The sequence below is a fragment of the Pseudomonas sp. FSL W5-0299 genome (genome assembly GCF_005930655.1).
GTDB classification, from domain to species: domain Bacteria; phylum Pseudomonadota; class Gammaproteobacteria; order Pseudomonadales; family Pseudomonadaceae; genus Aquipseudomonas; species Aquipseudomonas mandelii.
Map to the genome: position 1 here is coordinate 56,719 of NZ_RXHX01000025.1, position 20,067 is coordinate 76,785.

Sequence of the window (20,067 nt, forward strand, 5' to 3'; positions counted from 1 at the left end):
CAGACACCCTCACTCTCGTATGAGATTGAGACCCAAAGCCAAGCCGGGCTTCATACGGTCCAAATAGCAGACAAAGAACTCAAAGGCTCGTCCTTCGTGCGCTTATGCCTGCAACAAAACCCGCAGCGGGGAAACTACCCCGCCAGGGTGTTTCTCCGTCTGCACACTTTTGCTAACGGAGAAACACAAAATGAAAGCTCTCATAATCGCTATCGCAGTTGTAGTTGGTGGTATTCAGCTCGGTTTCACCGCGTTCGATGCTGCCGTTGCATCTGCCGAGCAGTCTCAAGTCGCTCAGAGCATCAAAGCGCGTCAAGCACTTTGATCAAATCAACCCCAAGGGGAACTTCCCCTTGGGGTTGTTCTCTTTCGGCGAGGAGACATAAATGCTTTTCAATAATGCAATCGACGCTATTCGTGGCGCTGAATTCTTTGCTGAAAAATCGAAGCTCGCCTACGCAATCTATGCGGCAGACAACGGCTTTACTGTAATACAACTAACTTTAGCCAATGGCTCGGAGTTAGAAATAATTAAACCCTGATGGGAGTTTCCCATCAGGGGCACTTCTATCTATAAATAGGAGTGCGTTATGTTCAAAAGAAAAATATTAGTTTGGTTAAGGGATGCCCTAATCGGTCTCGGCTGCAGTGTTTTAGCAACCGGATTTATCGGAATCATCACACCTGGTACCGCGCCGTTCGCTATCGCGTTCTGCTTGGTAGTCGGTTTGATACTGCCGGTTCTCGGTTTGGTGGTATCCTTTTTCTATGACTGAATCGTCCCGCAAGGAGACAAAAATGGAATCGTCGATTTCTCTCGTGATTGCGATTGGCTCTGTGCTTCTGGCACTGGGCGTCGTAGCTCTCGTCGGGTACCGCATTGCGGATCGCCTCGACAAAAAGCTAAACACTGAAATCAAGCACCATTAACCAGCTCAAGCTGGACGAATAAAGAGCCCTAGCTTAGGCCTGGGCTTGTTGTGGTAGCCCCTCGTGGGTGATCCACCAGAGCTTCCTCAATGAGGCGGCTCCGGGGATCACCCACCAGGAGAGCTGACCATGACTGAAGTACACGCTATTTTTTGCCGCGAACTCGACGAGCTGATGCTGGAGTCTGGCCGCACTATCAAAGTGCCTCCCCAGATCGCTCGCACCGTGAGCCCACGCTTCCTTGACACTCGTTACGTGAGGTCGTGGGCTGTAATGTGCAACCTGATCCCAGCCGGTGGCGAGGTATCGGTCCTGCAGGCAGCCTAATGAGAGCAGCAGACGAAAGCCCCGGCATGCGCCTAGAAACGCGGCCGGGGTTTTTTCGTTTCTGGCCCACGAGTGGCATTGCACTACTCAGCAAAGCGCCGCCGCGCGGCACGAGCCCCAAGCGATGTTTTTCCATACCGCTCTCGAAGCTATCAGGACAGCAGAATTCTTTGCCCTGAAATCTAAGCGGCCCTATGCCGCCTACACCGAGAATGCTGGCTTTGGTGGTCGGGCCAGCAAGACTATTCAGGTCGCATTCCGTCCAGATATAGCGCCACTCGAACCCACCCCGTCCCTACCATTCACTCATCATTGCTTAGAGTGGATGCCATGCGCTTTCTACGAACACCAAGCCTCGCTCGCGCCATCTGCACCGCCCTGGTTGGGCTGCAGATCAACACCCTCGCTTATCCTGCCTACGCAGACTCAGTAGCCAGCAGCCAGGCTGCAGGACGCTCGTTGACGCAGCAATCACTGCAGGCCTTTCCCGTCACGCAGCCCATGACTAGCCTGGAGCAGTTGTATCCGGACATGAATTCAGGGGATACCAATGAATTGCAGTCTGTATTCGGAAAGGACACGAAGATTATTGATGTTGGCACTAAAGCTAACACGCGGCTTCAAACCGAGAACTCGATGGATGGCGAAGCATATCGGGTGCTCACAGATAGTTCAGCTCGCATAAGCCCCGATCTGTCGAAAGACCCCATGTTTAACCAGGCGGATCAGGTCAGAAGCAATGATTACATGGCTGATTTCAAAGAGACCTTTGCTGATTGCTCAAGAACAGAAGTCTTCGAGCAAAAGAAGAAAAAGGCTCATGTTGCCAAGTACAAAACATGCGAACGTCTGACCGATTTGACCGGCTCGTATACGTTTAAGCACGACTATGCAATTGGCATCGTCGAGTATGTTGACGGTCAGCCAAACTTTCAATCATGTGGGACCGGATGTTTATATGTTTGGGTTGGTACAGTTGGTGATAACTACTGGGGTGGCCACTGTAAGATTTACGAAGAGTACACAAGGTTTAAAATTATAAATCCACAGGCTGTGATAAAGGCCGAGATTGAATATGCGAAGTTCGATGACTACTTCGAGATTCATATGGATAACCAATTGGCTTGGTCGCACACGCCTGGAGTATTCCCACCAGAAACAGCTGGTTCATGCGAGCGCGGTACGAGCTGGCAAGTAAATCCTGCGAAAGACGTTACCTCGGCATTCAAAGAGTCAGGGAAGGTCGTGACCTTCAAAACACGCACATCTGTCTCGGGTGGTGGCGAAGGGTACGCAAGAATCAAGATTACTTACGACCCAGCCAAGGCAGTAACAGATAACGGCTGGGGGCCTGAAGAGCACCTTCCGTTTTTCGATCAGGTCAACGATGGCTTCTGTTCCAACGTAAGCGTTACATGCACGGAGAACCCAGACACGGATGGTGACGGTTGCGCGACGGTGAGTGGTGTCACTGTCTGTGAAGACGCATTAAAGCCAAGCCCTCAAAACTCTATCCCGCGCTTTTGTAAAGCTGTCTCGGCGAGCGCTGATTGCTCATTCTACAAGGGGCCGATGAAGTGCTACAAAGACCCCCAAGGGGTTGAGCATTGCCCACAGAACAATGGCGGAAACCTCGATTCTTGTAGCACACTCGAAAATAACAAGAGTTGTGGATTCGTCTCTCAGAAATGTATTAAGGGCGCTGGTGGTAATAATGGCTGCTACGCATACGAGGAGGTATGGGACTGCGGGTATGACACCGAGTACGAAACCATTGTAAATACCGGCGCTACAGTGGACTGTCCAGGTGGTGCCAGGTGCATGGGTAGTGAGTGCTTTGATACATCTAATGTAAAAAGTGGTGACTTCGCTTATGCGGTAGCCATGCTGCAAGTTGCACAGTTCGCTGAACACGACATGGACTGCGGCGGGGACGGCACGGATGTGAACCAAGCAAATGATTGCAAAGTCTTCAAGGGCGATGCAATGGAGTGCAAAAAGGCATTGGGAGGGTATGTCGACTGCTGCGAAGCTCCAGAAAGTGTAAGCATTATTGATTACGTCAACCTGACCATGAATAGCCTTAAAATGGCTAGTTCACTTGAGGCGCTTAACCGAACCGGAAGCCTCTTTTCTCCGGGGTACTGGGCTGCTGGTACGAATGCTGCGATTTCAGGGGCAACGGCTGTTGTCGAAGGCCAGTGGGGCACCGTTGTCGACGCTGCAACTGGTGCATTTAAAAAGACCCTTCAAGGCACAATTGAACAAACCGCTATCAGTAAGCTCCAAACCTGGCTGATGCAGCAAGCATATAACGCTATGGTGGAGATGGGCGCTACGACTGCTGCAAATGCTGTATTTGCTACAGGCTCGAATGGTGCGGTAACTGGTCTATCCGCAAATGCTGCAGCGGTCTTAAACTTTATTGGCTGGGTGTATATGGTCTATGTGATTGTAGACTTGCTCATCAATATTATTTGGGAGTGCGAGCAGAAAGAATTTGAGCTTGGTGCCAAGAAAGAGACACGACAATGTACATTTGTAGGTAGTTACTGTGCCTCAGATTCCGCCTTAGGTTGTGTTGAGAAACGGGAGTCATACTGTTGTTACGGTTCGGTTGTAGGCCGAATTATTCAAGAATCAGCCCACGAACAGTTAGGGTTGAGTTATGGCGAGATTGAAAAGCCAACCTGCGAAGGTCTAACGCCGGATATGTTGTCCAAGATGGACTGGGATAAGGTGGATCTTTCGGAATGGATTGGGATGCTGAATATGGCTGGCCATTTACCAACAGCGAATACGGTTTCGATTGAAGATTTGACGGGCTCTGGAAGCGGGCTCGGTGAGTTCTCAGAGGGTGAAGCCAGAAAGAACACCCTTGATCGAAACCTTGAGCGTCTTGATGGTTTTGACGTAGATGCGGTTAAGAAGAAAGCTGAAGAAAACTTGAGGTAGAACGCAAGTGATAAGAAAAGGCCCCGCATAGCGGGGCCTTTTTTATTTCAGAAAGAATAGTGGTCTTCCCTGTGAAAATACTGCTGGTGGAATATCACCGGTTCTAAGTTTCTGGCCTGGGTAGTAAATATAAAACCAACTTGGAAGGTTTTTGGAAAGAGAGAGCATAGAGCCCCATAGGTCTAGATTACTTTTGTCGGCATCTAAGACCATCTGATCATTACGGATAAAAACGGGTCCAAATGAGCTTCCTTGACCTACAAAGTCAGGGTTTTGCTTAACTGCATCGGTGAATGGAATAGGCTTGTCAGCGAGGCTGTCGCCTAACGACGCATACGAAAATCCATGCGCGTAGGGATACTTCCCGGTCTGCATTTTCACCGCTGACAGCTGGCCCGGATACGTTTTGATTCTTGCCTTCTCAAGTTCTTGCATGGCAATACTTGCTGCTTGCTCTGGCGTACTGGCCAACTCCACTGGCACCCATGCGGCGATCTGTGTTGTACCCGCTGGATCTGCGTTCCCGCTGATTAAGAATAAACCTGAGCTGATAGCGAACGCAGATGCGCCTGCGCTCGCAGACGATGGAGCAACTGAACCAGCGAGCGCCATACCCATGTCCGCTATGGTGTTCAGATTCCCGCTAGGAACTGAGGATGCAGCAATATCCTTGAAAGCAATAATACCGAAACCGTCAATCAGGATTGTCTGTGCCTCTGACCACTGACTTCTCGGCGGTAGCTCCGCCATCATTTTCGAGACTAATTGCTTGCGGTTTTCAAGAACCTTCTCGCTTGGGCCGTTAGTAGCGCAACCGGCCATAAGCAGCATAGCTGTAACGGCAGCCACTGTTCTTGCTGCATAGTTAATGTTCACCTAAAGCCTCCTTCGCCTTTTCGGCCTCAATTCGTAAGTAAATTTCTTCTCGGTATACCTTCACATCATTTGGAGCGGAAATGGCAAGTTTGACTTGCCCGCCTCCGATTGAAGTAACTGTGACCTTGATGTCATCACTAATCTGAATGGATTCACCAGTAGACCGACTAATGTGGAGTGACATTATGATTTCCTTCACGCCGTTTGTGCGGAAGATTGGTTGTACTTCTGGTCGTTGCGGATCATCTGCTCATCCCTTGGGCACCCTGATTTATTCAGGAACTCATCGAGCTGGCGAAACGAGGTGAGGCGGGGGGTGGTGGTCATGGCTGCATCTCCCTGATGCGTTGTGTGATGGTTCTAGTTGACCATCGCTGCCAAGAAACCCAAGAAGTGCCTACCGGGTCGGCGGCCCAACCAGGGAAGGCGGGACCGGCCCGAGTCGATCCACAAGATCCGGCAGGGTGCCGGTGATAGGTGACAGGTTAAACACCAGTCGTCCTTGATATACCACGGCGAAGTTTTCACCCTCGGTTCGGGTCAGTGCAGCTTCGTTGACGATCAAGGCCGTGGCCACGTCCCGCCAAGAATTGGCGCTGCGAATGGCCCTGAACATTTCGTCCAGGGCCTTGGCAGGTTGAATGGGCTGCCTGGCTGCACGAGGGCGGGTAGCCAATGCTGCAGGAGCCCATTGCATTAGCCGGCCTCCGCTTCTGCAGCAGCGGGCTTCGACTCGCTTTCCTGGCTGGGGGCTTCGGTTCGCATCTTCACCAACTGTTCGATGGCTTCCATGAACGCTTGTGGCGGCTGAGCACCTTTGACCAGCAGGCGGTTGCCGGTCTGGTTGTCGATCACGAATGTAGCCGGCGTACCTGTGACGCCCAGCTTGATGCCTTTCTCGATCTGCTTTTCAACGAGGGGCTTGTACTTGCCGCTGGCCAGGCACTCGGTAAAGGCTTTCTCCTCGGTACCGACCAGGCGTGCAAGCAGGGTGATGTCTTCTACTCCTTGACCGTTCATTTGGCTCATCTCGAACCACTTTCCAGTGAACGCCCAGAACGCCTGGTTACCGGCGATTTCGCCTACGCATTCAGCTGCCTCTGCGCCTTTGGTGGCCATAGGGTCATGAAACTGCAGCGGGAAGTGCTGCCACTCCCAGTTGATCTTGCCCCCTGCTTGGTCGACAAGGGTTTTGGGGGTTTCATGCAGGCGGCGGCAGAACCCACATTCCAGGTCGCTGAACTCGACGAGGGAGAATTCAGCCTGTGGGCTACCGAAGATGTGGCGACCGTCGATGCTGGCGGTGTGCGCGTTGGCCCAAGGCTTGAGATTGTCTGCCACTTGCGAGGAGATTTTATCCGCCTCGATCTTGGCCAGTGCCTCGGTGACGGCTGCCGGCAGTCGCTCGGTAACTGCTTTATCGACGCTTTCGCTGATCATGTATTTGGTGATTTTGCTGCCGATATGGACAGAAACCCCGACCGCGATGGCGGAAAAGACCAGGCCGAGCCCAAGTACGGTAACCAGCGGTGTGCCTTTGGTATTCGACATTTTGAGTCCTTACTTAACTGAGTATGGTTTGGGCTGCAGGTGCAGCGGGATATCTTTCGGGGTTCCGTTGACCAGGATCAGCCACTCCTCGTAGGAGAGGCGCTGGCTACCGGCGCACAGCTTCTTTCGCACCTTGAGGTATTCGTCGACAGGCGCGTTAGCCTCGGCGCGGGCCAATGCAATGCCCCCGGTCGTGCTCAGGGTGCTGATCGGCGCGGCGAAGACTTGTGCGGATTCAGAGCTGTTGCAGTTGCTGGCGAGGATGCCCTGTGGCACTGCGATGGTCGCTGGAGCGGCAGTGGGCTGCTTGGGCTGAAGTTCGGGGTACAGCTTGCCGTACCGGTTACTGATCTGGTCTTCTGAAGACAGTACATGCTGGTAAGTTGGCTTGCGGAGAGCTGCACCGCCACGTCCTTCGTGACCCCAGCTGGTGTGGTGCTCACGCATATCTGGGGCGAATTCTGTGAATTCCAGCTCGATGCCGGTGAACTCGGCTTTCTCGGGTTCTGTCGGCTTGCTGGAGCAGCCGGCAAGCGTGGCCAGGGTAATGGCCAACGCGAGTGGGGCATACGTTCGGATCATGTCGCGTCCTCGATTGGGGTTGGCTTCATTTTCCGGGTATGGCGGTTCGCGTTGTGGCCATAACTGGACGGATTCCGTCCAGATTGAGCTGCGCGCAAATTTGCGAGGTTCGCAGGTGTTGAACTGGTTCGTCGGCTAGTGCAGACTTTCCTTGCGCTCACCGAGCGCTAAGAAAGCCCTCTCTTGTGCAGGGTTACCCTCCGGGCAAATCGCCCACCGCGCTGAACCAGCGCCATTCAAGAATTCTCGTACTCAATCAGTCGGCATGTGCCTACTGATTTAGTCCTGTAGCTCGTCTACGGGGTCGGCTTGTTGGCCGTCTCATAAATACAACTAAGCAACATCAAAAAATATAACCCTATGGGGCTGCTACTTTGCCCCCTAGGGGAAAGTGCCGCCCCAAATATCTTCGTATGGAGAATTATTATGGCTCGCGGTATCAACAAAGTAATTCTGATCGGCACTTGTGGCCAAGATCCGGAAGTCCGTTACACAGGCAATGGTGGCGCGGTCGCAAACGTCAGTCTTGCAACCTCCGAAAGTTGGAAAGATTCAACTGGTGCAAAGCAAGAAAAAACCGAGTGGCACAAAGTTGTCTTCTTCGGGAAGATTGCAGAAATCGTAGGTGATTATGTCCGCAAGGGCAGTACTATCTACATTGAAGGCAAACTTCAAACCCGTGAATGGGAGAAGGACGGCATTAAGCGCTACTCCACGGAAGTGGTGGTTGATCAGCGCGGAACCCTCCAACTCCTGGGCGGCAAGCAGGGCGAGCAAGGTGCTTCACGGCCTAGCCAAGCTCCGCGCAACAGTAACAATCAAAACCAGCGTCCGGCTCAACCAGCTCAGGATAATAACCCGAGCTATGACAGCTTCGATGACGACATCCCGTTCGCGCCGATTAGCAAACTGCTACTGCAGATCATCTAATAGCGCATATCAACGGCAAATAAAACGCACCTTCGGGTGCGTTTTTTATTGAAGAAAGGAAAAAAGAATGAGCATCTTTCAAAACGCTGTTGCAATCATTGCTAAGCAAGAAAGCAAGTTCATGGAGTTGGTCAAGGCTGCGAATACCGATGTCGTTTTCAAGCAAGAGATGCTGTACGCCTCTCAAGCGATGATGAATAACGACTATCTGTGCAACACCGCGATCAATAACCCGCTAAGCCTGCGCAATGCGTTTTCTCAGGTGGCCGCTTGCGGCCTGACACTCAATCCCGCTCGGGGTCTGTGCTACCTGGTACCGCGTGACGGGCAGGTGATCTTGGATGTGTCCTACAAGGGCATGATCAAGACCGCCGTAAACGATGGTGCAATCCGCGATTGCATCGTCGAGCTGGTCTACTCGAACGACAAGTTCGTCTACAAGGGCAAGCGTCACAGCCCGGTTCATGAGTTCGACCCCTTCGATTTGAAGGAGCAGCGCGGAGAGTTTCGCGGTGTGTATGTCGAGGTCACCCTACCGGACGGTCGTGTGCATGTGGAGGCAGTTACCGCTGTCGACATCTACAAGGCGCGTGATGCAAGCGATCTGTGGAAGCGCAAGAAGAAGGGCCCTTGGCTCGACTTCGAGGATTCCATGCGGAAGAAATCTGGCATCAAAATCGCCAAGAAATACTGGCCTCAGGTCGGTGAAAAGCTGGACTCGGTTATCCATTACCTCAACACAGACGCAGGTGAGGGCTTTGTCTCTCAGGATGTTCCTGTATCTGTTGTCGAGCGCTACATGGGTCAGGTTGAACAGGTAGAACCTGCTGAACCGCTGCCAACGTCCAACGAAACTGTTCCTGATGTAGCTCCGGTAGCGGTTGCCGAACAGGCTGCTGCTCTCCAATCCCAGCCAACACCCGAAAGCGAAGCGCAAGCGCCGCTGCAGGGTACGGTTGAGACTGCTGCTGAGGTTGCTGAATCGGCTCTGCCGAAAAGGACCCTCAACAAGGTCGAGGAACTGGTCAAACGTGCCCGCAACAGCGGGGCTTGGAAAGCTGCTCACGAGTACATCGCCTCATGGCCGGTGGATGCCCGTGATTACGCGACCAAGAAGCTCAAGGCGGCTGAATATCAGCTCGCTGCTTCCGGGGAGTAATTCCCGTGAAGCACCTGACTCTTACCGGCCTTTGGGCTGGTCGTCCGTTCTGTGGCGTAAGTCGAGTCCAGGCGGCGGCATCTGGGGAGGAGTTTTTCCACCCCAATGCTCGCCTGCTGGAGCAGCCGCTCTACAGAGCAAAAATCTGCCCGGCCTGTTTATCCCTCTGGGATAACCCCGAGCAATCAACCCAACCCGAACCGGGGCATTCCCTGGTAGGGAAAGCCTTCGGCTAACAAAGAGGACAACGACATGGCCGATCTCATCGTGCTGATTCTGACCCTGCTGTTCTAATCCAACAGCGTCAAAAACCACCCTGACGGGGCAACTGCCCCTCAGGGGTTTGTTGCCTGCGTCTTTCTGAAAAGGAAAACGATATGGCAACTGCAACCCAAGGCATCAGCGTTCGACTGGTAAACGATCCATCCCCGGAAAGCCCGCGCATGTGGGACAACCTGGGCACGATGGTTTGTGCTCATCGCCGCTACAACTTGGGCGATGAATCCGGCCGCAGTGATGCGCTGTCCATCATTCGTGAGCACTTGCCTGACAAGCAGCTGCGAGAGATGGATTTCGACGAAAGCCATGTGCCTGACATCGAACGAGCGCTGGAGGTGACAGGTCAAGTGGTGATGCTGCCGCTCTACCTTTACCAGCACAGCGGCATGGCCATGAAGACTTCGCCATTCAGCTGTCAGTGGGACAGTGGAAAGGTGGGGTTCATCTTCGTCAGCAAGGCGAAGTTGACCCAAGAGTACGGCTGGAAGCGGATTACCGCTGATCGCCGCAACAAGATCCATACGTTGCTGGAAGGGGAGGTCGAGGATTACGACACCTACCTGCGCGGCGATGTGTGGGGCTTTGAAGTGGTACAGGAAAGCCAAGTGGTGGATTCGTGCTGGGGTTTCTTCGGCTCAGATCCATTGACTAACGGGGTGCTTGGTCACCTCTCCGGCCCAGCCAGGGAACTGGTTGAGTCCGGTCGCTTTGAGCGGGCCTACGCCTAATCCATCAAAAACCCTGTGGGGCATATCCCCACAGGGGATTGCTCTTTTTCAGGGACGAAAAGGAGAAATGAAAATGCGTACTTACATCCTGGCGATGTTCAACAAGCAGACCAAAAAGTACACCCGCTATCAGTGCCAAGCCTTCACATTCAAGGAGGCTGTAGCCAAAGCCCAACAAGCCCTCGACGGCTTTCCTGGGCTGGTCGACAACGGCAAGGGGGTGGGAAATGCGTCCCTCCACGCTTGATGGTCTGCGCAAGCAGCTTTCGGATTGGCGGGAGCAACAAGCGGAGGGGGGGCCTTTGGCCTTCTTTGCGCAGGAAGTCATCGACGGTTTGGAGGAAAAATTATCCCTCCTGCTTTCACTGATCGACGCCTTTCAGGTGAGCCCTATGGGCTTCACCCTCAAAGACCCGTCGCAAGACTCGTGGGGGATCATTCTCCCCGATGCCTCGCAGCCGGGGCGGTACCGCTGGCAGGGTTTTCGTGCAGATGGCTTTACTGGCCACTGCACGTTTGACACCCCTGAGCTGTGCCTGGGCGACATGGTGGATTTCGGTCTGAAGGTTCCCGATCAAGGGGCTTTGGATCGCAATGCCACCACCCAGACATGGCAGCGGGGCATGGAGATGCTGGCTGTTGTTCAAGCCTGCAACTCAGGCCTTATCAGCTGGGACGAAAGCTGCCGCAGGCGCGAGGAAATTTCCTCGCGCTATCAGCAGGCCGCGTAACCGCAAAATCAAAACTTAAACCCCAAGGGGCACAACTGCCCCTCTGGGGTTTTTGTGCCTTTCGGGCCATCGCTTGGGTTTTCGGACCCGCGTGATGGACTACCAGAAAGGAGAAAATGATGCTGAAACTGAACCGTTGCGTGGCTCGATACCACGAGGCTGTAGCTGCACGTCAGGTGCTGGCTGCATCTGAATTCGCAAAGCAGTGCTCCACGAAAGTGTACCTGTCGCGATTTCAAGCCTACTTGGATCTGAGCAACTATCCCCAGTCTGAGCTACTGGTCGACCTCTCCGAGGAAGACAAAGCAGCGCTCAAGGTATGGGGGCGGGACTACCAGCAGCAGCTGGACAGCTACCGTGCGAAATGTGTCGAGTTGGATCGGGAACGCCACGAGGCGCTGTGTGCAGGCCTCAAGGTGTTGGGTGAGATTGCCGGCAAGGCATTCCACCAAACATCAGGCCCGCTCGACGGTCGCATCAACGCGCTTCTGGCGCGAGCTGACCGACTGCGTAAAGAACTGCTCGATGGCATTGGGTATGTGTGCGTGTGGGACGATAAAAGCCAGTTCGCTGGCCCGTTCTTCAAGCACTCTGGCCTCAACCGCCGCTCGATGCAGGAAGACATGAAAGCTGCCACGGAAGTCCGCCAAGGGCTTCGCAGTGTCAGCGCCGCCGATTACGCCCGTCTGGGTTTCGTTGGGGAGGTGTGCGATGAAAGTCGTTGATCTCGAACAGCGTACCGATGACTGGCAGGTGTGGCGTCGCGACGGCGTAAGTGCTACCAGTTGCGCAATTATCATGGGTGCAAACCCTGATAAAACGAAGCTGCAGCTCTGGCGTGAGCTGGTTGGCCTGGATACTCCTCCAGACCTGTCGGTTATCCCGCAAGTGCGCCGTGGCAAGAAATTCGAGCCGATTGCACTGCAAGCGTTTGAAGACAAGTACGGCCAGCTTGGTTTACCGATCTGCGCTGAGTCAGACGAATACCCGTTCATTCGGGCATCGTTTGACGGGCTGCTTGCGGATGGTTCGCCGGTCGAGATCAAGAACCTCGCCGAAACGAACCATCTTCAGGTGCTGGAACTGCGGGAGAAAAGTCCTGCGTACCAGCTCTACAGGTGGCAAGTGATGCACCAGATGATCGTTTGCGGCGCGCAGCGAGGCTACCTGTGGTTCTGGTCGCCGAAGCATGAGCCGCTGTGTCTGGTCGTTGATCGTGACGACATCCTGTTCCACCGTATTGTCGATGACGAGCGATCGTTCTGGCAGATGGTGGAGGAGGGCACGCCTCCAGCAGCAGACCCCATGCGGGACAATCTGCCGATGGAGATGTGTGATGAGCAAGCCTGGAAGGAGTTGGCAGAGAAGCGCAGGAAAATCGAGGTGGATATCCTCGCTGCCAAAGCGCGACTCAAGGAGCTGAATGACATCAGCTCTGACCTGGAATCCCAGCTCAAGGGGATGATGGGCCAATACCTGCGGGCAGATGCCTATGGCGTTCGCATCACGCAGTATGCTGTTGATGGTGGTACCGACTGGCAAGCGCTTGCACTGGACGCGATGGGGGACAACATCCCTGCCGCGCTCTTGGACAAGCACCAGAAAGAAGGCCGGGTTTCGACTCGGGTGACCGTAGATACCAACTTCCAAGAGCAAGTAAATAAGCCAAAGCCGATGCCGCGAGTGCGCAAGCCGGCCAAGGCGGATCAGGAGCCCCTGCCAATGGCAGCCGGATTCTGGTTCTAAGTACCCTAAACCCGGCTTCGGCCGGGTTTTTTTATTCTGGAAGGAAACCGTCCTGATAAAGACCCAATCGGAGGACCTGGGCCTCCATCATCTGCGGCAGTTATTCGGAAGAGATCCGCCATGCCTGTCGCATTACTCAAACGCCTATTCGGCCTGGGCGCGTCCAATGCAAAACTCAAATCGCAGTACCCTCACCCAGCCGAGGAACTGCTTCCTGCGCATCTGATAAGAGACTTGCGCGAGGGTACATGGCGTCAGCTGAAATACCCGCCATTCCAGGAAGGCTTCCCGGCACGCAAAAGCGGCCGCGACCTCATGATGGTTCTGCACCCTGAGCTTGTTACCCGCCTGCGAGCCAGCCTGGGCCTATCGGACACCGACTTCGACCGCCTGGTTGAGCCGATCCTGATCAATTTCGCAGAGCTGGTGCATCTGCTGCCGGCTTCGGAGAAGCACCACCATAGCGGGCCAGGTGGCCTTATTCGCCACTGCCTTGAGGTAGCCAACTATGCCCTTGATGGCTGCCTGACAACTTCCTTCGATTCAACCGAAACGCCCTCGCGCAAGAGTGCGCGCAGCCTTCGCTGGCGAGTTGCCGGCCTGGCTGCGGGTCTGCTGCATGACGCTGGTAAAGCGCTGACGGACATGAGGGTTGTCGACTTTAAAGGCGACCTTACCTGGACCTATGCCGAGGGCACCATCGTTGAGTGGGCCACGAAGCATGACATTCATCGCTACTTCATCTACTGGAACGATAACCGGCACGAGAACCACATTCCTGAGTCCGCTGCCCTAACGACCAAGGTTATTCCGCCCTACGTCGAGGCCTGGCTCTCCGAGTTTGGTCGCGACATCTACACCGACATGCTCAAAGCAGTGCAGGGCATTCCGTCTCGCTCAAAGCTATCCGAACTGGTTAAACGAGCTGATCAGGCTTCCGTCGAACTAGATGTAAAGCGCGGCTCAAGGAACAACGAAACTGGCGTACCCGTTGGGCGGATGGTGAGCGACTGCATGCTGCGGCTTCTGGAAAGAGGCGACTGGAAAGTTAATACGCATGGTGCCCGAGTATGGGTTGCCAAGGATGGCGTCTACATCGCTTGGAACTCTGGGGCAGAGGATATCGTGAATACCCTTGTCTCCGATGGCGTAGTTGCGATACCACGCTCTCCCGACACTTTGATCGGCATCCTTGCAGATCACGACATCGCCGAGCGGACAGACGAAGGCGATCTTTACTGGCTGGTTTCCCCGCACTTGCTCCGCAAGAACGGGCGCGGGCCTGCCCTGAAGTGCCTCAAGCTCTCGAACCCCAAGATCCTGTTTCCCCTGTCAGCTGTTCCTGAGCCGGTTTCAATCAGCCTGGGCCGCGAGGGTGACCAGGTTGACCTGGTGGTTGCCGGCGAAGTGACAACTCAGGTTGAGTTGGGCCACGCGGATGCTGATCAGCTGGCTCCAGAAGCAGCTGAAGGCAAGGGCGGGAGCAAGCCAGCGAAATCCAAGGAAAATAAATCCGCCGCACCTGCACCACCTGTATCGGCTAACCCCTCGGTGCCTTCGCTCGTCATCAAGCCCAGCGTTGACGAGGACGATCAGGACAGCCAGCAAGAGCCCACTCAAGAGGAGCAGGACCAGGAACCGGGGCCGGAGGAGCTGGACCGTGACGCGAGCATCGAGTCCATGCTCATGGCGCTCAACCCGCTGGCGGTGCAGATCGAGCATGTCGAGGCCTCAGCCGCGTCAGAGCAATCCAATGCGGAGCCAATAGCTGCTGAAGAACCCCCGCGACCGTCTACCGGCAAAGTCTCCCTGATGGACCTCCTGGGCAGTGAGCCGGGCGAGCCATCAAGGCCTTCGCCTAAACGCGCAAGCTCACTCAGCGCCATCATGGCAGCCGACACACTGAATGAGCCCAACATCGAAGCCGATGAGGCCTTGGTGCAACCAGCTGATGGTGAGCAGTTACTTGCCTCTCCTGCCGACGAGATAGTTGAAGAGCCACTTGTACTGCCGGTTGAAGTGCTGGAGAAGCTGGATCAGGAAGAAATTATCCGCCTGAAAGCGCAACCAACTATGGCGCGCAAACTCTTGGCTGCCTGCGCCGAACGGGAGCACTTGCGTGTCGTCCACAGCAAGGTCTTCATCCCCTTTGAAGAGTTCAGCCAGTTCACACCGTCCGAGGTAGACCATTTACGCAATGCGGACTGGATCTGGCAGGACTTCACCGCTGAGAACGACGAAGGCGTTATCCGCCTGCTCAACAAGAGACCGGGATTCGTCCTATGTCCTGACCTGAGTCTCATCGTTTCCAAGCTGACAGATGATTTCTCGGCCGTAGACCACATCAGCCTGATCCCAGAAACCGAGCTTGATTCCTGGCAGGAATTTGTCAGCCAAGCCCTAAAGGTTGCAGCCAGGGAAACCATCGGCAGCGTCGAGACGTTCGCCCTGACGTTCAACCAGTTCGACGACATTGCTGCTCGCTGTGGAATTAACCCCGCTGACGCCGAGCGAGCCCTGTTTGCCCTGCGCGACACCCTACGCAACGTGCGCCGCAGGCGCTTCTATATCCGTGCCAATCGCGAGGAGTACACGAAGAAATGAGCGAGTGGAACTACACCAGCTACTGGCGACCCAACTTTGAGGCAGCTGAGATCGCAGGCTGGGGCGCGGCCATGATGGCGAGCACCGCCGTCCACGTTGCTGCCGATATGCCCACGATGCCCTACCTGATCACCCTCGGTGTTCAGGCAGGCTTTGCCCTAGCAGCACTGCCACGGGCGCTTCGAGTCCACCGTGCTAAGGCTAGCCTCGAAGGTGCCAAGCAGACCTTTACCAACCTTAATGCTTTGCTCAAGCATTACGAGCTGGAGCCAGATAGCTTCTACTACGGCGAGGCGTTCTCCTGGCAGCAAAAGCATGGCCAGTTCGCCTTCGAGCTTCTGTCCAAGGACATTTCCACCATCATCGGCAAGAAGGGCAAGCGCAACGCTGAGGTGAAGGGAACTAAGTGGATTCATGGCATCGGAATGGCCGAAGAGGAGCCGTGCTACCGCCCCGCCGATCAGCGGTCTATCCATACCCTGATTTGTGGCACAACGGGTGCCGGCAAGACCCGCCTTTTCGATCTGTTGATAGCCCAATGTATCGCCCGTGGTGAGGCGGTAATCGTAATCGACCCGAAGGGCGACCAGGGCCTGGCCGAAACCTGCCGCAAAACCTGCGAACACATCGGCAAGCCCCATCGATTCGCCTACTTCCACCCGGCCCACCCGGAAAAATCTGTCCGGCTTTCCTTGACCAAGAACTACGGTCGCGCCACGGAAATTGCATCGCGCGTCGCTGTCCTGATGAAAAGCGAGGCTGGCGATCCCTTCCAGGCCTTCGCACAGATGGCCCTGAACAACGTGATACAGGCCATGCTGATCTGCGACATCCTCCCGACCCTGGTTGGGTTGCGCCGCACCCTGGAAGGCGACATACCGGGGCTGACCATCAACGTGGTCAAGGCCTATGGCCGGCAGGTTTTCGGTAGCGACTTTGATGGCATGTGTGACAGCGCAATTGCTGTAGCCAAAGCCAAGGATGCTGAATCCAAGGCGAAGGTATTGCGTAAGCTCTACTACAGCAATGTGGCCGTGGTTCAACCGAACACCGACCTCGAAGGGCTGCTGACCATGCTTGAGCACGAGCGTAGCCACTTCTCGAAAATGATCGCCGGCCTGCTGCCGATTTTGGTCCAGCTGACTGCTGGTGAGATGGGGCCTTTGCTTTCGCCAACGCTCGATGTCGAAGATCCGCGCCGCATGGCCGACCTGAACTCTGTAATCAGCGGCGAGCAGGTGCTGTACCTGGGCCTAGACTCGCTCTCTGACCCTATGGTCGGCTCAACCATCGGCTCTCTGGCGCTGGCTGACCTCGCCTCTACTGCCGGTGAGATTTACAACCACAAAGTCCCGAAGCCGGTGAACGTCTTTGTCGACGAGGCCGCTGAAGTGCTCAACGATCAGATGATCCAGCTGCTGAACAAGGGGCGTGGTGCTGGCATCAACCTCTATGTCGCCACCCAGACAATCGCCGACTTCAAGGCGCGAATGGGCGACGAGTCCAAAGCACTGCAGGTGCTCGCCAACGCCAACCACATCATCGCCCTGCGGGTTCTGGATACCGATACCCAAGAATTCATCGGTAACAAGATCCCCATGACTCGCTACAAGTACGTCATGCGTACCCAAGGTAATTCCAGTTCTGAGGGGGGAATCGTCCACGGCGGCAACATCGGCGAGCGCCTGATGGAAGAGGAGGGGGAGAAGTTTCCTATCGCCCTACTGGGTGAGCTTCCTGACCTCGAATTCCTTGCTGTTTTCGCGGGTGGCGACCTCCGCAAAGGGCGCCTCCCCATCCTGCAATTCAAGACTGCTGCATAGTCGGAGCCTCTATGTCCGTACCAATTACTCGTGAAATCAAACTGATCATGAACCTCGACGACCAGACCGCGAGCCTGCTTCGCACGCTCGATCTGGAGTGGGGTTGTGCCTGCCGGTTCCTCAAGCGTGTCGTGGAGGCTGGATACGATACGGCCACGATTGGCGCAGCTCTTACTGACGTGCTGCCTAGCTACAAGCGCATGTGCCGAGAGGGGGTCTCTGACTATGACCGCCTCCAGTCAGTACTCGACCATATCTATCAGATCCTCAAGCGCACAGGTAACGCCCCAACACCTGAGCAGACGGCAACCTGGTGCAAAGAGGCGCTAATCCCAGCTGAAGTATCGGAGAGGTTGATTCATGGCTGACACGATTGAGGAAAAATGGCCCAAAGGATTCGTGGGCTCGATCATATTTCTTTGCGTGCTGATACTCATGCTCGCCACGGTTGCGCCGAATAATCTCATCGACAAGGTAATGCAGAAGGAAAGAGAGTGGTCGGTCGCGATGCTCTCGACTTCGGACATGGAGACGATCATCGGACAGACCAACAAGCTGTACACCTTGCTGGTTATCGACTCGGGGCTGAAGTCAGAGGCAGCTCAAATGTTCCTGGCCCGTGGGGAGTCATCCGTCGACGCATTCGAGGAGAAAGTAGGCTGGTGGTTTACCTACCTGGAGGATAGAGGCGCAGCACTGCAGAAAATCATCTACCAGATCGTCTACCGGGTTGTGCTGGCAATCCATTGGCTCCCCTTCATGCTGGTGACGCTTGTACCTTCGGTTTTCTCGGGATGGATGCGTTGGTGTGCAAAACGATACGGCTTTGACTATGCGTCTCAGGTGGTGAACAACCATGCCGTGGTGTTCATCGTCTGGGGGCTCATCGCGGTACCAGTCAGCCTGTTACTACCGCTCCCATTGCCGCCACTTGTGGTGGCCACTGGGCTAATCGCGTTGATGCCGATAATCATCAGCCTGCTTATCAGTAACCTTCCTAAGCGCCTCTAATCTGGACGGGAGCCGTCCTGAAATGGCGACACAGGGTCTGTCCAGCCTCAGACAATGGCGGCACCGAACATACGGATTGCCGCCAATGTCTGACAAACCCATCCTTCCTACGCTGCTCATTACTGCCCTTGCAACAGCTGTGGGCGTCGGGGCGTTTTTTCACTTCAACACTGTCACCCAGTACCAGGCAGATATCGACTCCCTGAACGAACAACTTGGTGAAGCCAAGCAGGCGGTCGAAAACGCCAAGTTCATGGATGAGATGATCGGTGACCTCACCATTGTCGAACCCCAACCAGGAGAACCGGGCGGGGCTCCCGATAACTGGATCTTCGGGGCGCGCACCGCTCGATTCACGTTGATTGAGATGTCGGATACGGAGTGCCCGTACTGCCGCGAGCATTTCCCATTCGTCAAAGAGTTGGTCGAAACGTCTGGTGGCCACATAAACGCGGCACTGATGCACGTTCCCGCTCATGGCGAGCCATCTCGTAATCAGGCTATTGCTATCGAGTGCGCGGGGGAGCTGGGCGGCTCTGATGCGGCCTGGAAGTATGCAGGCCTTGTCTTCGAGAAAACTCAGTCCAACGGCAAGGGTGTTGCGCAGTCTCTCGCCTCGCTAGCGACCGAGATCGGCCTAAACAGCAAGGCCTTTTCGGCCTGCCTCGACTCTCCGGATGTGGTCGATAAGGTCAGAACCGACCTTGAGCAAGCTGTGAAACTCGGCGTCCAGCAAACCCCGTCGACCCTTGTCCTAGACAACGAAACCGGCAACTCGATGGTGCTCCAAGGATCGAGCGCCAACCGCGACACGATCCTGCAAACCATGTCCCAACTCGCCAAATCAAAGGAGGTCGCACAGTGAGCGAACCAGTCCGCATCCCGGCCCATATCGACGAGCCGCCGCACGTCCTGTTCTGGCGACTCGATGAAGTTCTGCCCATTGGCATCGGCCTGGTGGCTGGGATCTGGCTGGCCCAGCTGATCATCTGCTCGATGCTCGGCATCGTGCTGGCCCGATTCTACCGGCGCTTCTGCGACAACAGGCCTGACGGCTTTCTGCTGCACGCCATCTACTGGTACATGGGCGCAATCTCGATGAAAGCCCCGCGCACCATGCCCAATTCCTACGAAAGAGAGTTCATCTGATGCTTCTGAAAAGTATGAGCCAGTCATTCGATGGCATGCGTGGGGAGAACAAATTCCTGCGTATTGCCATTGTCGCCCTGATCGTAAGCAATCTTTTCGTGTCGTGCTCGGCAATCAACAAAGACGAGATTGTCACCGTTGTGCCGCCCACCATGACGGAGAAATCCTGGGTCAGCAAAACCGACTCATCAGCCGAGTATGTGGACGCTTGGGCCATGTACATTGCAATGCTATTGGGCAACGTCTCCCCGGAGAATGCGGGCGTTGTAAAAGAGGCCATTGGCCCAATCCTCGCTCCTGCGATCTATCAGCAGGTGATGGAGGTCCTGGACAAGCAGATTCATTCGATCCGGCAAGACCGCGTTTCTCTCAGTTTTGAGCCGCAAAAGGTGCTGCGTGACATCGAGAATAAAAACAAATTCTTTGTCACTGGCCGCTCAGTGACCCAAGGTCCAACGGGCGATAAGCGTCGAACCAACCGTACCTATGAGTTCGAGCTGGTGATCCGCGACTACAAGCCGGTGCTGAGCTGGATCAGCACGAATGTAGGCGATCCGCGTACTCAAGACGTAGTAGAGCGCGAGGCCGCCAAAGAGCAGAAAATGCGCGAGCGCGAGGAGCGGCTGAACAAAGGCTGAACCTTGAAAGCCCCGGATAATCGGGGCTTTTTTCTGCCTGCAATCTGG

Annotated in this window: 25 protein-coding genes; 19 read left to right on the forward strand and 6 right to left on the reverse strand. The window is 55.1% G+C overall.

Going from position 1 to position 20,067, the window contains the following annotated elements; all coding sequences use genetic code 11:
• The first annotated feature begins 190 nt into the window (after window positions 1-190).
• The 4 genes from FHL16_RS34745 (at window position 191) to traN (ending at window position 4,212) form a co-directional block, all read left to right on the forward strand.
• Window positions 191-325: a hypothetical protein gene (locus FHL16_RS34745; protein WP_256547031.1), complete on the forward strand. Its 135-nt coding sequence runs from the start codon at window positions 191-193 to the stop codon at window positions 323-325.
• 61 nt (window positions 326-386) lie between these two features.
• Window positions 387-542 carry a hypothetical protein gene (locus FHL16_RS34110; protein WP_170827765.1) on the forward strand — a complete coding sequence of 52 codons (156 nt, stop codon included), beginning with the start codon at window positions 387-389 and terminating at the stop codon, window positions 540-542.
• 256 nt (window positions 543-798) lie between these two features.
• On the forward strand, window positions 799-930 hold the full coding sequence (locus FHL16_RS34750; protein WP_256547030.1) for a hypothetical protein: 132 nt from the start codon (window positions 799-801) through the stop codon (window positions 928-930).
• A 657-nt stretch (window positions 931-1,587) separates the two neighbouring features.
• Window positions 1,588-4,212: a conjugal transfer mating pair stabilization protein TraN gene (traN, locus tag FHL16_RS24395; RefSeq protein WP_077749518.1), complete on the forward strand. Its 2,625-nt coding sequence runs from the start codon at window positions 1,588-1,590 to the stop codon at window positions 4,210-4,212.
• 42 nt (window positions 4,213-4,254) lie between these two features.
• On the opposite strand, the gene FHL16_RS24400 is transcribed toward traN, so the two are convergent.
• The 6 genes from FHL16_RS24400 to FHL16_RS24420 all read right to left on the reverse strand — a co-directional run bounded on the left by FHL16_RS24400 (window position 4,255) and on the right by FHL16_RS24420 (window position 7,221).
• Window positions 4,255-5,088: a hypothetical protein gene (locus tag FHL16_RS24400; RefSeq protein ID WP_077749519.1), complete on the reverse strand. Its 834-nt coding sequence runs from the start codon at window positions 5,086-5,088 to the stop codon at window positions 4,255-4,257.
• A complete protein-coding gene (gene csrA / locus FHL16_RS24405) occupies window positions 5,078-5,272 on the reverse strand; it encodes a carbon storage regulator CsrA (RefSeq protein WP_069900587.1) in 195 nt (64 codons plus the stop codon). The genes FHL16_RS24400 and csrA overlap by 11 nt, the downstream gene beginning before the upstream one ends.
• An 11-nt stretch (window positions 5,273-5,283) precedes the next feature.
• Window positions 5,284-5,415 (reverse strand): hypothetical protein, encoded by a 132-nt coding sequence (locus tag FHL16_RS34755; RefSeq protein ID WP_256547029.1) that lies wholly within the window; start codon window positions 5,413-5,415, stop codon window positions 5,284-5,286.
• A 70-nt stretch (window positions 5,416-5,485) separates the two neighbouring features.
• Window positions 5,486-5,785, reverse strand: a complete 300-nt coding sequence (locus FHL16_RS24410) for a hypothetical protein (protein WP_069900586.1) — start codon at window positions 5,783-5,785, stop codon at window positions 5,486-5,488.
• Entirely contained in the window at window positions 5,785-6,639 is an 855-nt protein-coding gene (locus FHL16_RS24415; protein ID WP_069900585.1) for a DsbA family protein, read from the reverse strand. Before FHL16_RS24415 ends, FHL16_RS24410 begins: the two co-directional genes overlap by 1 nt.
• A 9-nt stretch (window positions 6,640-6,648) precedes the next feature.
• Window positions 6,649-7,221 carry a hypothetical protein gene (locus tag FHL16_RS24420; protein ID WP_077749520.1) on the reverse strand — a complete coding sequence of 191 codons (573 nt, stop codon included), beginning with the start codon at window positions 7,219-7,221 and terminating at the stop codon, window positions 6,649-6,651.
• Between the two features lie 426 nt (window positions 7,222-7,647).
• Here FHL16_RS24420 and ssb point away from each other — a divergent pair, with 426 nt between their 5' ends.
• The 15 genes from ssb (at window position 7,648) to FHL16_RS24490 (ending at window position 20,019) form a co-directional block, all read left to right on the forward strand.
• Window positions 7,648-8,151, forward strand: coding sequence for a single-stranded DNA-binding protein (gene ssb, locus FHL16_RS24425; RefSeq protein WP_077749521.1), 504 nt, complete (start codon window positions 7,648-7,650; stop codon window positions 8,149-8,151).
• Between the two features lie 67 nt (window positions 8,152-8,218).
• Entirely contained in the window at window positions 8,219-9,310 is a 1,092-nt protein-coding gene (locus tag FHL16_RS24430) for a recombinase RecT (protein ID WP_077749522.1), read from the forward strand.
• A gap of 5 nt (window positions 9,311-9,315) precedes the next feature.
• Complete coding sequence (locus FHL16_RS24435; protein WP_138739072.1) at window positions 9,316-9,546, forward strand: hypothetical protein; 231 nt, start codon at window positions 9,316-9,318, stop codon at window positions 9,544-9,546.
• A 141-nt stretch (window positions 9,547-9,687) separates the two neighbouring features.
• Window positions 9,688-10,317, forward strand: coding sequence for a hypothetical protein (locus tag FHL16_RS24440; RefSeq protein WP_077749523.1), 630 nt, complete (start codon window positions 9,688-9,690; stop codon window positions 10,315-10,317).
• 73 nt (window positions 10,318-10,390) lie between these two features.
• Window positions 10,391-10,564 carry a hypothetical protein gene (locus FHL16_RS34115; RefSeq protein ID WP_158080552.1) on the forward strand — a complete coding sequence of 58 codons (174 nt, stop codon included), beginning with the start codon at window positions 10,391-10,393 and terminating at the stop codon, window positions 10,562-10,564.
• The gene (locus tag FHL16_RS24445; protein ID WP_077749524.1) at window positions 10,545-11,048 is read left to right on the forward strand and encodes a hypothetical protein; all 504 of its coding nucleotides are present in this window, start codon (window positions 10,545-10,547) and stop codon (window positions 11,046-11,048) included. Before FHL16_RS34115 ends, FHL16_RS24445 begins: the two co-directional genes overlap by 20 nt.
• Before the next feature lie 119 nt (window positions 11,049-11,167).
• The gene (locus tag FHL16_RS24450; protein WP_077749525.1) at window positions 11,168-11,773 is read left to right on the forward strand and encodes a hypothetical protein; all 606 of its coding nucleotides are present in this window, start codon (window positions 11,168-11,170) and stop codon (window positions 11,771-11,773) included.
• Window positions 11,760-12,794, forward strand: coding sequence for a lambda-exonuclease family protein (locus FHL16_RS24455; protein WP_077749526.1), 1,035 nt, complete (start codon window positions 11,760-11,762; stop codon window positions 12,792-12,794). The genes FHL16_RS24450 and FHL16_RS24455 overlap by 14 nt, the downstream gene beginning before the upstream one ends.
• 120 nt (window positions 12,795-12,914) lie before the next feature.
• Window positions 12,915-15,398 carry a MobH family relaxase gene (gene mobH / locus FHL16_RS24460; RefSeq protein WP_077749527.1) on the forward strand — a complete coding sequence of 828 codons (2,484 nt, stop codon included), beginning with the start codon at window positions 12,915-12,917 and terminating at the stop codon, window positions 15,396-15,398.
• The gene (gene traD, locus FHL16_RS24465; RefSeq protein WP_077749528.1) at window positions 15,395-17,221 is read left to right on the forward strand and encodes a conjugative transfer system coupling protein TraD; all 1,827 of its coding nucleotides are present in this window, start codon (window positions 15,395-15,397) and stop codon (window positions 17,219-17,221) included. Before mobH ends, traD begins: the two co-directional genes overlap by 4 nt.
• An 11-nt stretch (window positions 17,222-17,232) precedes the next feature.
• Window positions 17,233-17,589 (forward strand): hypothetical protein, encoded by a 357-nt coding sequence (locus FHL16_RS24470; RefSeq protein ID WP_069900575.1) that lies wholly within the window; start codon window positions 17,233-17,235, stop codon window positions 17,587-17,589.
• Window positions 17,582-18,232: a DUF4400 domain-containing protein gene (locus FHL16_RS24475; RefSeq protein WP_069900574.1), complete on the forward strand. Its 651-nt coding sequence runs from the start codon at window positions 17,582-17,584 to the stop codon at window positions 18,230-18,232. Before FHL16_RS24470 ends, FHL16_RS24475 begins: the two co-directional genes overlap by 8 nt.
• Window positions 18,233-18,317: 85 nt before the next feature.
• Window positions 18,318-19,097 (forward strand): DsbA family protein, encoded by a 780-nt coding sequence (locus FHL16_RS24480; protein WP_077749529.1) that lies wholly within the window; start codon window positions 18,318-18,320, stop codon window positions 19,095-19,097.
• Window positions 19,094-19,381 (forward strand): type IV conjugative transfer system protein TraL, encoded by a 288-nt coding sequence (traL, locus tag FHL16_RS24485; protein ID WP_069900572.1) that lies wholly within the window; start codon window positions 19,094-19,096, stop codon window positions 19,379-19,381. The genes FHL16_RS24480 and traL overlap by 4 nt, the downstream gene beginning before the upstream one ends.
• A complete protein-coding gene (locus FHL16_RS24490; protein WP_069900571.1) occupies window positions 19,381-20,019 on the forward strand; it encodes a TraE/TraK family type IV conjugative transfer system protein in 639 nt (212 codons plus the stop codon). The genes traL and FHL16_RS24490 overlap by 1 nt, the downstream gene beginning before the upstream one ends.
• Window positions 20,020-20,067: the final 48 nt, after the last annotated feature.